Source organism: Okeania sp. KiyG1 (assembly GCF_014132355.1).
Classification (GTDB): domain Bacteria; phylum Cyanobacteriota; class Cyanobacteriia; order Cyanobacteriales; family Microcoleaceae; genus Okeania.
The window spans coordinates 55647-70288 of record NZ_BLZO01000062.1 but is presented as its reverse complement, the minus strand read 5'-3'; the positions used below and the strand labels follow the sequence as shown (position 1 = coordinate 70288).

Sequence of the window (14642 nt, the reverse complement as noted above, 5' to 3'; positions counted from 1 at the left end):
ATGACCCAGATGGTACCCCTTTAGACCCTGCTGATATTTCTATTGATGTCACCCCAGTAGGGAATCTAGACGATGACAGTGCCACAACTCCTATTGATACTCCTGTAACTGTGAATATCGCTGACAACGATACTCCTATAGACCTAACTTCCATAGACCTCGATCCAGAGACTCCAGGAGAGCAGAAAACATTAGAAGTACCAGACCAAGGTACATTTGAAGTAGATGATGATGGCAATGTGACTTTCACTCCCGTATCAGGGTTTACAGGAGTTGTAAGTATTCCTTATGTGGCTAATGACCCAGATGGAAACCCTTTAGAACCTGCTGATATTTCTATTGATGTCACCCCAGTAGGGAATCTAGACGATGACAGTGCCACAACTCCTATTGATACTCCTGTAACTGTGAATATCGCTGACAACGATACTCCTATAGACCTAACTTCCATAGACCTCGATCCAGATACTCCAGGAGAGCAGAAAACATTAGAAGTACCAGACCAAGGTACATTTGAAGTAGATGATGATGGCAATGTGACTTTCACTCCGGTATCAGGGTTTACAGGAGTTGTAAGTATTCCTTATGTGGCTAATGACCCAGATGGAAACCCTTTAGAACCTGCTGATATTTCTATTAATGTTGTCGGGACTCCACCTGCCAACCAACCCCCAGTAGCCAACAACGACAACGGCACAACACTCAAAAACCAGCCAGTAACCTTTAGCATCGCAGACAACGACAACGACATAGACGGCAACATCGACCCCAGCACCATAGACCTAAACCCCAACACACCAGGAGAGCAAAAAACCAGAACTATCCCCGGACAAGGCACATTTGAAGTAGACAACAATGGCAACGTGACATTCACACCAGTTGCTGACTTCGTAGGAGAAGCAACCATCCCCTACACCGTAGCAGACAACGACGGCCAAACCTCAAACAGTGCCAACATCACCATCACCGTCATCAACACCCCACCAGTAGCAACCAACGACAACGCCAGCACAGGAGTAAATACACCAGTAACCTTCAACATCACCGACAACGACACAGACAGTGACGGCACATTAGACCTGACCACAGTAGACCTAGACCCAAACACAGAAGGCAGACAAACCACCTTCACACAACCAGGGGAAGGCACATTTGAAATAGACAATGCAGGGAACATCACATTCACACCAGTTGCTGAGTTCGTAGGAGAAGTAACCCCCATCACCTACACCGTCGCCGACAACAATGGCGATATCTCCAATACTGCCGAGGTAGCAGTCACAGTCACAGAAATACTGCCAGCAGCTAGCAACGATAACGCCAGCACAGTCATCAACACACCAGTAACCTTCAACATCACCGACAACGACATCGCCGACCCTGAAGTAGAGATAGCACCAGCAACTATCGACCTCGACCCCAGTACCTCAGGACAACAAACAACACTCATCACAGAGGAAGGTATTTTTGAAGTAGACCCCACAGGAGATATTACCTTTACTCCCACAGATGGGTTTATAGGAGTAGTCACAATTCCTTACACCGTAGAAGATACCGCAGGCAACGTCACCAACATCGCCGATATTATCGTAGAAGTAACTGACACTCCTCCCATAGCCACCGATGACTTTGCCAACACCTTTATTAACCAACCAGTAACATTCAACATCACCAACAACGACATCGACATCGAAGGAGAAATAGACCCCAGCACCATCGACATTGACCCAACCACACCAGGAAACCAAACAACATTAGAACTACCAGACCAAGGTACCTTTGAAGTAGATGAAAACGGCAACCTGACCTTTACCCCCACAAATGGGTTTATCGGAGAGGTGACAATACCCTATACTGTCAACGACAACAACGGCAATACATCAAACAATGCCAACATCACAGTGGAAGTAGTAAACCTACCACCAGTAGCAACAGATAACAGTAGCACCACAGTAGCAGGGCAACCAGTCACCTTCAACATTACCGATGATGATAGTGACCCAGAGACGACAATAGACTTGACCACCGTAGACTTAGACCCCAGTACCCCAGAACAAGAGACTACCTTCACACAACCAGGAGAAGGCACATACACCTTAGACGATGAGGGTAACCTCACCTTTACTCCAGTAGAGGGTTTTACAGGTCAGACAACTCCTATTAGTTATACAGTCCAAGATAGTACTGGTGCAGTTTCTAACTCCGCAAATATTTCTATTGATGTCACCCCAGTAGGGAATCTAGACGATGACAGTGCCACAACTCCTATTGATACTCCTGTAACTGTGAATATCGCTGACAACGATACTCCTATAGACCTAACTTCCATAGACCTCGATCCAGATACTCCAGGAGAGCAGAAAACATTAGAAGTACCAGACCAAGGCACATTTGAAGTAGATGATGATGGCAATGTCACATTCACTCCCGTATCAGGGTTTACCGGAGTTGTAAGTATTCCTTATGTGGCTAATGACCCAGATGGTACCCCTTTAGACCCTGCTGATATTTCTATTGATGTCACCCCAGTAGGGAATCTAGACGATGACAGTGCCACAACTCCTATTGATACTCCTGTAACTGTGAATATCGCTGACAACGATACTCCTATAGACCTAACTTCCATAGACCTCGATCCAGAGACTCCAGGAGAGCAGAAAACATTAGAAGTACCAGACCAAGGTACATTTGAAGTAGATGATGATGGCAATGTGACTTTCACTCCGGTATCAGGGTTTACAGGAGTTGTAAGTATTCCTTATGTGGCTAATGACCCAGATGGTACCCCTTTAGAACCTGCTGATATTTCTATTGAATCCAGAGACTCCAGGAGAGCAGAAAACATTAGAAGTACCAGACCAAGGTACATTTGAAGTAGATGATGATGGCAATGTGACTTTCACTCCCGTATCAGGGTTTACAGGAGTTGTAAGTATTCCTTATGTGGCTAATGACCCAGATGGAAACCCTTTAGAACCTGCTGATATTTCTATTGATGTCACCCCAGTAGGGAATCTAGACGATGACAGTGCCACAACTCCTATTGATACTCCTGTAACTGTGAATATCGCTGACAACGATACTCCTATAGACCTAACTTCCATAGACCTCGATCCAGATACTCCAGGAGAGCAGAAAACATTAGAAGTACCAGACCAAGGTACATTTGAAGTAGATGATGATGGCAATGTGACTTTCACTCCGGTATCAGGGTTTACAGGAGTTGTAAGTATTCCTTATGTGGCTAATGACCCAGATGGTAACCCTTTAGAACCTGCTGATATTTCTATTGATGTTGTCGGGACTCCACCTGCCAACCAACCCCCAGTAGCCAACAACGACAACGGCACAACACTCAAAAACCAGCCAGTAACCTTTAGCATCACAGACAACGACAACGACATAGACGGCAACATCGACCCCAGCACCATAGACCTAAACCCCAACAGACCAGGAGAGCAAAAAACCAGAGTTATCCCCGGACAAGGCACATTTGAAGTAGACAACGATGGCAACGTGACATTCACACCAGAACCAGACTTCCTAGGAGAAGCAACCATCCCCTACACCGTAGCAGACAACGACGGCCAAACCTCAAACAGTGCCAACATCACCATCACCGTCATCAACACCCCACCAGTAGCAACCAACGACAACGCCAGCACAGGAGTAAATACACCAGTAACCTTCAACATCACCGACAACGACACAGACAGTGACGGCACATTAGACCTGACCACAGTAGACCTAGACCCAAACACAGAAGGCAGACAAACCACCTTCACACAACCAGGGGAAGGCACATTTGAAATAGACAATGCAGGGAACATCACATTCACACCAGTTGCTGAGTTCGTAGGAGAAGTAACCCCCATCACCTACACCGTCGCCGACAACAATGGCGATATCTCCAATACTGCCGAGGTAGCAGTCACAGTCACAGAAATACTGCCAGCAGCTAGCAACGATAACGCCAGCACAGTCATCAACACACCAGTAACCTTCAACATCACCGACAACGACATCGCCGACCCTGAAGTAGAGATAGCACCAGCAACTATCGACCTCGACCCCAGTACCTCAGGACAACAAACAACACTCATCACAGAGGAAGGTATTTTTGAAGTAGACCCCACAGGAGATATTACCTTTACTCCCACAGATGGGTTTATAGGAGTAGTCACAATTCCTTACACCGTAGAAGATACCGCAGGCAACGTCACCAACATCGCCGATATTATCGTAGAAGTAACTGACACTCCTCCCATAGCCACCGATGACTTTGCCAACACCTTTATTAACCAACCAGTAACATTCAACATCACCAACAACGACATCGACATCGAAGGAGAAATAGACCCCAGCACCATCGACATTGACCCAACCACACCAGGAAACCAAACAACATTAGAACTACCAGACCAAGGTACCTTTGAAGTAGATGAAAACGGCAACCTGACCTTTACCCCCACAAATGGGTTTATCGGAGAGGTGACAATACCCTATACTGTCAACGACAACAACGGCAATACATCAAACAATGCCAACATCACAGTGGAAGTAGTAAACCTACCACCAGTAGCAACAGATAACAGTAGCACCACAGTAGCAGGGCAACCAGTCACCTTCAACATTACCGATGATGATAGTGACCCAGAGACGACAATAGACTTGACCACCGTAGACTTAGACCCCAGTACCCCAGAACAAGAGACTACCTTCACACAACCAGGAGAAGGCACATACACCTTAGACGATGAGGGTAACCTCACCTTTACTCCAGTAGAGGGTTTTACAGGTCAGACAACTCCTATTAGTTATACAGTCCAAGATAGTACTGGTGCAGTTTCTAACTCCGCAAATATTTCTATTGATGTCACCCCAGTAGGGAATCTAGACGATGACAGTGCCACAACTCCTATTGATACTCCTGTAACTGTGAATATCGCTGACAACGATACTCCTATAGACCTAACTTCCATAGACCTCGATCCAGATACTCCAGGAGAGCAGAAAACATTAGAAGTACCAGACCAAGGTACATTTGAAGTAGATGATGATGGCAATGTGACTTTCACTCCGGTATCAGGGTTTACAGGAGTTGTAAGTATTCCTTATGTGGCTAATGACCCAGATGGTACCCCTTTAGACCCTGCTGATATTTCTATTGATGTCACCCCAGTAGGGAATCTAGACGATGACAGTGCCACAACTCCTATTGATACTCCTGTAACTGTGAATATCGCTGACAACGATACTCCTATAGACCTAACTTCCATAGACCTCGATCCAGAGACTCCAGGAGAGCAGAAAACATTAGAAGTACCAGACCAAGGTACATTTGAAGTAGATGATGATGGCAATGTGACTTTCACTCCCGTATCAGGGTTTACAGGAGTTGTAAGTATTCCTTATGTGGCTAATGACCCAGATGGAAACCCTTTAGAACCTGCTGATATTTCTATTGATGTCACCCCAGTAGGGAATCTAGACGATGACAGTGCCACAACTCCTATTGATACTCCTGTAACTGTGAATATCGCTGACAACGATACTCCTATAGACCTAACTTCCATAGACCTCGATCCAGATACTCCAGGAGAGCAGAAAACATTAGAAGTACCAGACCAAGGTACATTTGAAGTAGATGATGATGGCAATGTGACTTTCACTCCGGTATCAGGGTTTACAGGAGTTGTAAGTATTCCTTATGTGGCTAATGACCCAGATGGAAACCCTTTAGAACCTGCTGATATTTCTATTAATGTTGTCGGGACTCCACCTGCCAACCAACCCCCAGTAGCCAACAACGACAACGGCACAACACTCAAAAACCAGCCAGTAACCTTTAGCATCGCAGACAACGACAACGACATAGACGGCAACATCGACCCCAGCACCATAGACCTAAACCCCAACACACCAGGAGAGCAAAAAACCAGAACTATCCCCGGACAAGGCACATTTGAAGTAGACAACAATGGCAACGTGACATTCACACCAGTTGCTGACTTCGTAGGAGAAGCAACCATCCCCTACACCGTAGCAGACAACGACGGCCAAACCTCAAACAGTGCCAACATCACCATCACCGTCATCAACACCCCACCAGTAGCAACCAACGACAACGCCAGCACAGGAGTAAATACACCAGTAACCTTCAACATCACCGACAACGACACAGACAGTGACGGCACATTAGACCTGACCACAGTAGACCTAGACCCAAACACAGAAGGCAGACAAACCACCTTCACACAACCAGGGGAAGGCACATTTGAAATAGACAATGCAGGGAACATCACATTCACACCAGTTGCTGAGTTCGTAGGAGAAGTAACCCCCATCACCTACACCGTCGCCGACAACAATGGCGATATCTCCAATACTGCCGAGGTAGCAGTCACAGTCACAGAAATACTGCCAGCAGCTAGCAACGATAACGCCAGCACAGTCATCAACACACCAGTAACCTTCAACATCACCGACAACGACATCGCCGACCCTGAAGTAGAGATAGCACCAGCAACTATCGACCTCGACCCCAGTACCTCAGGACAACAAACAACACTCATCACAGAGGAAGGTATTTTTGAAGTAGACCCCACAGGAGATATTACCTTTACTCCCACAGATGGGTTTATAGGAGTAGTCACAATTCCTTACACCGTAGAAGATACCGCAGGCAACGTCACCAACATCGCCGATATTATCGTAGAAGTAACTGACACTCCTCCCATAGCCACCGATGACTTTGCCAACACCTTTATTAACCAACCAGTAACATTCAACATCACCAACAACGACATCGACATCGAAGGAGAAATAGACCCCAGCACCATCGACATTGACCCAACCACACCAGGAAACCAAACAACATTAGAACTACCAGACCAAGGTACCTTTGAAGTAGATGAAAACGGCAACCTGACCTTTACCCCCACAAATGGGTTTATCGGAGAGGTGACAATACCCTATACTGTCAACGACAACAACGGCAATACATCAAACAATGCCAACATCACAGTGGAAGTAGTAAACCTACCACCAGTAGCAACAGATAACAGTAGCACCACAGTAGCAGGGCAACCAGTCACCTTCAACATTACCGATGATGATAGTGACCCAGAGACGACAATAGACTTGACCACCGTAGACTTAGACCCCAGTACCCCAGAACAAGAGACTACCTTCACACAACCAGGAGAAGGCACATACACCTTAGACGATGAGGGTAACCTCACCTTTACTCCAGTAGAGGGTTTTACAGGTCAGACAACTCCTATTAGTTATACAGTCCAAGATAGTACTGGTGCAGTTTCTAACTCCGCAAATATTTCTATTGATGTCACCCCAGTAGGGAATCTAGACGATGACAGTGCCACAACTCCTATTGATACTCCTGTAACTGTGAATATCGCTGACAACGATACTCCTATAGACCTAACTTCCATAGACCTCGATCCAGATACTCCAGGAGAGCAGAAAACATTAGAAGTACCAGACCAAGGCACATTTGAAGTAGATGATGATGGCAATGTGACTTTCACTCCGGTATCAGGGTTTACAGGAGTTGTAAGTATTCCTTATGTGGCTAATGACCCAGATGGTACCCCTTTAGAACCTGCTGATATTTCTATTGATGTTGTCGGGACTCCACCTGCCAACCAACCACAACCAAATCCACAACCAACCCCACAACCAAATCCACAACCAACCCCACAACCAACCCCACAACCAACTCCAGAGCCAACTCCAGAGCCGACTCCAGAGCCAACTCCAGAGCCAACTTCAGAGCCGACTCCAGAGCCAACTTCAGAGCCGACTCCTATAAATGAAGATCGTTCATGTCCTCCTCCTCCAACTATAGAACTTGTAGATTTACCGATCTTGCCCTCTATAGTTATCGACGAAACAAATCTATTTGAAGACTTATTCTTCGGTACAGAAGCAAGTGAGTCTATAACAAATAACAGAGTCAGCCAAGCTATTGATGCCTTGGGCGGAAATGACACAGTAGAAGGTGGTGATAACGATGATATTATTTATGGTGGTGAGGGTGAAGATCTAATTTTTGCTAACCGTGGCTCTGATTTTGTGAATGGCAAAGAACAAAAGGATATTATTAACTCTGGTAAAGAATCTGATATAGTTCGTGGTGGTAAGCACGATGATGTTATCTGGGCTGATATGGGCAACGATCTCGTTCTAGGTGACAAAGATAACGATACCCTCTGGGGTGGTACTGCTGGTGGTACTGACAAAGACTCTACTGGTAGCGATACAATGAATGGTGGAAGGGGTGATGACTTCCTCAACGGCAACCGTCACACTGATATGCTCATGGGTGGTAAGGATAACGATCGAGTCCATGGTGGAAAAGAATCAGATACTCTTTTCGGACAGGAAGGGCACGATATACTCATGGGTGAAAATGGCGACGATCACATTGTTGGTGACCCAAGTTCAAATTCATCAGAAGAGGAAGTAGGGGAAGATTCTGTTCATGGCGGTCGAGGTAACGATATCATGCAAGGCAGTCGTGGAAACGATGTCATGTACGGTGGTAAACAAAATGATTTCATCTATGGTGGTAAGGATGATGATTCCATGTTTGGCGACCAAGGAGACGATACTCTCTTAGGAGAGGAAGGAGATGATGTAATCTATGGTGGCAACAATAGTGTTACCGATCCTGATGTATCAGGAAAAGACTTGATTTCTGGCGGTGCCGGAAATGACTTCCTCAATGGTAACTATGCTGCAGATACTATCCTTAGTGGTGAAGACAATGATACTTCACGAGGTGGTAAGGATGATGACTTAATATATGGTCAGTCAGGAGATGACCTTCTGTTTGGCGATCAAGGTAATGATACTCTTTGTGGCTGTGTAGGTAATGATACTCTCTATGGAGATAACCCTGAACTTTCAGCAGCAGTTGGTACACAAGGCCAGCAAGACGAGTTGTTTGGTGGGGCAGGAGACGACCTCATATTTGGTAATCAAGGTGAGGATCAATTGTTTGGTGAAGAGGATAATGATACCATGTTAGGTGGTGAAGATAACGACAGCTTGTTTGGTTCATTAGGAAATGATTCTCTCCTTGGAGAAGCAGGTGACGACTTCTTAAGTGGTGGGGACGGTGATGATACTGTAACTGGAGGTAGTGGTAGCGATCGCTTCCTAATCAACTTTAACCAAGGAGTAGATATCATCACCGACTTTGATCTCAATCAAGACTTCCTCGTATTAACTGATGGAATTACTACTGATGAACAGAACTTAACAATTGATCCTGTTGGAGACAACATTTCTATTTTCTGGAACGATCGACTTTTAGTTACTCTAGAAAATTTGTCTGCGACCTCAGGGCAAATAGAATCTCGCTTAACTACTCTCAATGATTCCTTTTTCGTCTAATAAATGAGAATAGTCTACAACTCATAATTTGAAGTAGGGGCATAGTATCACGAATACTATGCCCCTAAAATTTGCACTACGCTTTAATATTCCTTTTAACAAACTTTTTTTCAGTCGATATTATTCGGTTGTATTAACATTGTAGGTTGAGTGGCGGTAGTTAAGTCAAAATTATATTGTCCTATATTAAATGAAACTGAATATTTAGGACTTAGTGACTGACAATGACACAATTAGTAGTAAATATTGCTCTATAATCTATAATTTTAATTTTAAACTATGAAAGAAATAGCACCTTATGGCTCTTGGAAATCTCCCATCACTGCTGATTTGATTGTGGCAGGGACAATTGGACTTAGCAGTCTTGCCATTGATGGTGAGGATGTTTACTGGATTGAAGGACGACCCTCAGAAGGTGGACGAAATGTTATTGTCCGTCACACTCCAGATGGACAGACAAATGACATCACTCCCCCGCCTTTTAATGTCCGTACCAGAGTCCATGAATACGGAGGTGGTGCGTTTTTGGTGACAGATGGCACGATTTATTTTTCTAATTTTGCTGACCAACGTCTCTACTGCCAAACTCCAGATGCAGGTCCTAAACCTTTAACTCCAGAAGTAAACTGCCGTTATGCTGATGCTGTGATGGATAAACAGCGCGATCGCCTAATTTGTATTCAGGAAGATCATACCAAAGGTGGAGAAGCTATAAATAGGATAGTTAGCATCAATATCAAAAATGAGGCAGATATTCAGATATTAGTGGAGGGTAATGACTTTTATGCCTCGCCACGTCTGAGTCCAGATGGAAAGCGACTTTGTTGGATAAGTTGGAATCATCCTAATATGCCTTGGGATGGTACTGAGTTATGGATAGCTCAGATTAATGCAAATGGTTTATTAGGTGAAACTCAATTAGTTGCAGGTGGCAAACAGGAATCAATTTTTCAACCAGAATGGTCGCCAGAAGGAATCTTATATTTTGTTAGCGATCGCTCTAAATGGTGGAATATTTATCGGGTTTCAGGAACTGAAATGGTAAATGTAGAGCCATTATATCCTTTAAATGCAGAGTTTGGAATGCCACAATGGGTATTTGGAATGTCTACTTATGGCTTTACAGCAGCAAACACAATTCTTTGCACTTTTACTCAAAATGGAATTTGGCATTTAGCAACTCTTAATACTACGAAAAAACATCTACAGCAAATAGAAATACCCTATACTTCAATGGGTTCTTTGAAAGCCAAAGAAGATCGAGTTTATTTTCTGGGAAGTTCTCCAACAAAACCCACTGAAATTGTAAATATAAATCTATCTACAGGTGCTATTGATATCTTAAAACGTTCTACAGAATTAGAGATTAATTCAGGTTATTTATCTATTCCTCAATCAATAGAATTTCCTACTGAAAATGGGAATACTGCTTATGGTTTATTTTACCCACCAACTAATCAAGATTACACAGAAATAACATCAGAAAAACCACCTCTTTTAGTCAAAAGTCATGGTGGCCCTACGGCAGCAACTTCTAGTAGTTTAAGCTTAAAAATTCAATATTGGACAAGTCGTGGTTTTGCCCTACTTGATGTTAATTATGGAGGCAGTACTGGTTATGGACGAGAGTATCAGCAAAGACTAAAAGATAACTGGGGAATTGTTGATGTTGATGATTGTGTTAATGGCGCTCAATATTTAGCTAAACAGGGTTTAGTTGATGGTAATCGTATGGCTATTTCTGGCGGTAGTGCAGGAGGTTATACTACTTTATGTGCGTTAACTTTTAAGGATGTTTTTAAGGCTGGTGCTAGTTATTATGGAGTTAGCGATCTAGAAGCTTTAGCCACAGATACTCATAAATTTGAATCTCGTTATTTAGATGGACTGATTGGTCCTTACCCTGAAAAAAAAGATTTATACAAACAGCGATCGCCTATTCATTTTACTGAGCTTTTGTCTTGTCCTGTAATTTTTTTCCAAGGTTTAGAAGATAAAGTTGTGCCACCAAATCAAGCAGAAATAATGTTAGAAGCTTTAAAGCAAAAAGGATTACCAGTGGCTTATGTTGCCTTTCCAGAAGAACAACATGGGTTTCGTCGTTCAGAAAATATTAAACGGGCTTTAGATGGGGAATTTTATTTTTACTCCCGTGTATTTGGATTTACACCTGCTGAAAATTTAGAGGAGATAGAAATTATTAATTTCTAGGGATAAAAAGGTGTTCAACAATTAATTATTAATTATTAATTATTAATTATTAATTATTAGGGTTTGCTGAATAAAGTCTTTTTGCTTGGGTAGGGAGTAGGGACCCACCCCTAACCCCCAGGGTCAATTTATTGTCACGCTTAGAAAAATTGATGGGGAGATGGGGGACCCACCCCTACTGCTCCCAGGAGGGGAATGTGGGGAGATGGGGGATGGGGAGATGGAGAGATGGAGAGATTTTTATATTTGCACAATTAAATGTATCAGGACTTACGCACCAAGCGCCATATATTGTAGGGGCGAATGGCATTTGCGCTCCGCAAAGCTCCGAATTGCGCCCCCTAATGATAGGGTACTGTCTAAGAATTTGCGTAAGTCCTGTGTATTTCACATTAATATTCTCTGATGACAAAGAATTAGCTCTGCTCCCAGGAAGGCAGGGCTGTTTCAAAGTATTGTAGATTAACGATTTATATCATGTCCGGATAATTAGTGATAAAAAACTCTCTCCTTCTTCTTTCTTCCCTCCTGACTCCTGACTTCCCCTCCCCTCCACGGTCGGGGTTAGGGGTGGGTTGGGAGGGGAGGGGCGAGGGGTGGGTTGACTCCTGAGGACTCCGTCGTTATTTATTTATAACTGTTCAACCGGACATGATATTAGGACGTAGAAGAAATGAGAATTGGTAAGAGGTCATAGGTTATTCGTCTAACGATATACAACATTTGCAAGTATTTTTAAACTTATAAATCAGAGTAAATTTATGCACAAAATTTTATTAATAACGAGCGTTTTAAATCTGATAATATGGATATATTTATTACTTTTTAGAGGCAAATTTTGGTTAGTAGATAGACAATTATTGTCCAGATCAGAAACAGAAATTAGAAAGATTCAATATTGGCCATCAATTGCTGCCATCGTTCCTGCTAGAAATGAAGCAAAATTATTGAGATCGACACTAAAATCCTTATTAAATCAAGATTATCCAGGAAATTTCAAGATTATATTGGTGGACGACAATAGCAAAGATAATACAGCTAATGTTGCAAAATTTATAGCTCAACAAAATGATAATTTTACTAAACTAGAAGTAATTTCAGCAGGAAACTTACCTAGTGGTTGGAGTGGAAAAATATGGGCAATTAATCAAGGAATTAGATATGCAAAACAACAAACTCCAGCCCCAGATTATTTTCTTTTTACTGATGCAGATATTGAACATAGCTCCACAAATATTAGTCAACTTATTATTAAAGCAGAACAGGAAAATTTAGCCTTAGCTTCTTTAATGGTGAGGCTGCAATGCCAAACTTTAGCAGAGGAATTAATGATTCCGGCATTTGTATTTTTTTTCCAAAAATTATATCCATTTAGATGGGTAAATAATCCGCAAAATTCTACCGCTGCAGCTGCTGGAGGTTGTATATTAATTCGTCACCAAGTTTTAGATGAAATTGGCGGAATAGAAGTTATTAAAAATGCTTTAATAGATGATTGTTCTTTAGCTACAGCAGTTAAACAAAAATCAACAAATAAAAAGATTTGGTTAGGGCTAACTTCAGACACGAAAAGTAGACGTTCCTATCCAGATTTATTTAGTATTTGGAATATGGTTGCTCGTACTGCTTTTACTCAATTAAATTATTCACCTCTGCTGTTAGCCGCAACAGTAATAGGGATGAAATTAACTTATTTAATTCCTTCATTAGGAATAATTTTAGGAGTAATTTTTAGTTGGTGGGAAATAGTAGCGATCGCTTTCTTGGCAAGAATATTAATGTTTCTAGCTTACTTACCTATTGTCAGATTTTATCAACTTTCACCAATCTATGCCATGAGTTTACCAACTGTTGCTTCGATTTATACATTAATTACCATAAATTCAGCTTGGCAATACTGGCGACGGCGAGGTAGTAATTGGAAAGGGCGAACTTATACCAATTCACTTTAAAAATGTCACAAATAGTTTCAAACTTTAAATGTTAAATAATTTCCTGATATTACTGTAGCATCAAAGTTTTGAGCTGATAAAATCTTAATGCATGACTTTTGACTCTCAGATGTGCGTCTTACATTCTGGAGGGGCTGTGTGCGGAACTATTTCCACACTTTAAAAGCGTCATAAGAAACCTCGCCAATTAGCACTCGCTTTTGACTTGTACCAATTTGATAAGTGTTTGTTACAATAGAAGTAAGAAAGAAGGAAGAAGGAAGAAGGAAGAAGGAAGAAGGAAGAAGAAGGAAATATTTTAAAAAAGGTAAAAACGATATAAATAACTATCTAAAATCCACGATAGTCACTATTTTTAAGAATATCTGATAGAGTGGCACTTTTCATAGCATTCTTTTTTCAAATTGGTATTACGCACGGACACTAAATCCAGTGAGGGCACAATTCGGAGCTTTGCGTAACGCAAATGCCTTATGCTTCGCATAACTATCGTTAACGCCCCTACATATGGCGTTTTCAAGGTGAATTTGCGTAAGTCCTGTTATAACTTCTGTGAAACGGTATTACTTCTTCCTTCTTCCCTGTTCCCTCTTCCTTCTTCCATAAAATTAAATACAATGGCATTAAGTCCATCAGCTATAAACAATGAATAATAACTCACAAAATAAGTCTTTTGATAATTTAATCCCTACTGGACAATCTACATCTACTCCAAAGGATACAGAAACTCTGAAAAAATTGCAGCTTCTCAAAACTAAACTTACCAATAATAACCCCCAAGAACAAAGAATAGCTGCTGTGAGAGAAGCACTTAAATTTGGTAGAGAAGGCATCAAACTTATTGCCCCAATTATTCAAACAGAAACAGGAAGAGTCCAGTGGACAGCACACAATTTACTCTGGGAAAAAGCCACAGAAAAACAAAAAGAAGAATTATTACAATATCCTCGCTCTGTTGCTTTACCAGAATTAGTTAATCAAGGGATGAAAAAACGTTTAGGACGTGGATTTATCACAGATATAATACCCTTAAAAATAATTTAATTCTTGTCTGTA

Annotated in this window: 6 protein-coding genes; all 6 read left to right on the top strand. The window is 42.3% G+C overall.

Annotated features, from left to right (window positions below):
* The coding region (locus SAGCYANO_RS12990) for an Ig-like domain-containing protein (protein ID WP_202220468.1) at window positions 1-2873 on the top strand (2873 nt) is incomplete at its 5' end.
* On the top strand, window positions 2812-9423 hold the full coding sequence (locus tag SAGCYANO_RS12985) for an Ig-like domain-containing protein (protein WP_202220467.1): 6612 nt from the start codon (window positions 2812-2814) through the stop codon (window positions 9421-9423). The genes SAGCYANO_RS12990 and SAGCYANO_RS12985, both read left to right, overlap by 62 nt.
* Window positions 9424-9702: 279 nt before the next feature.
* Complete coding sequence (locus SAGCYANO_RS12980; protein WP_202220466.1) at window positions 9703-11634, top strand: S9 family peptidase; 1932 nt, start codon at window positions 9703-9705, stop codon at window positions 11632-11634.
* 761 nt (window positions 11635-12395) lie between these two features.
* Window positions 12396-13586 (top strand): glycosyltransferase, encoded by a 1191-nt coding sequence (locus tag SAGCYANO_RS12975; RefSeq protein ID WP_202220465.1) that lies wholly within the window; start codon window positions 12396-12398, stop codon window positions 13584-13586.
* A 222-nt stretch (window positions 13587-13808) separates the two neighbouring features.
* A complete protein-coding gene (locus SAGCYANO_RS12970; RefSeq protein ID WP_202220464.1) occupies window positions 13809-13955 on the top strand; it encodes a hypothetical protein in 147 nt (48 codons plus the stop codon).
* A 276-nt stretch (window positions 13956-14231) separates the two neighbouring features.
* Window positions 14232-14630, top strand: a complete 399-nt coding sequence (locus SAGCYANO_RS12965; RefSeq protein WP_202220463.1) for a hypothetical protein — start codon at window positions 14232-14234, stop codon at window positions 14628-14630.
* Window positions 14631-14642: the final 12 nt, after the last annotated feature.

What these genes read in the sequence shown, in the direction of transcription:
- SAGCYANO_RS12975 (WP_202220465.1), top strand. Translation starts at nt 12,396, where the DNA reads ATGCACAAAATTTTATTAATAACGAGCGTTTTAAATCTGATAATATGG.
- SAGCYANO_RS12980 (WP_202220466.1), top strand. Translation starts at nt 9,703, where the DNA reads ATGAAAGAAATAGCACCTTATGGCTCTTGGAAATCTCCCATCACTGCT.
- SAGCYANO_RS12965 (WP_202220463.1), top strand. Translation starts at nt 14,232, where the DNA reads ATGAATAATAACTCACAAAATAAGTCTTTTGATAATTTAATCCCTACT.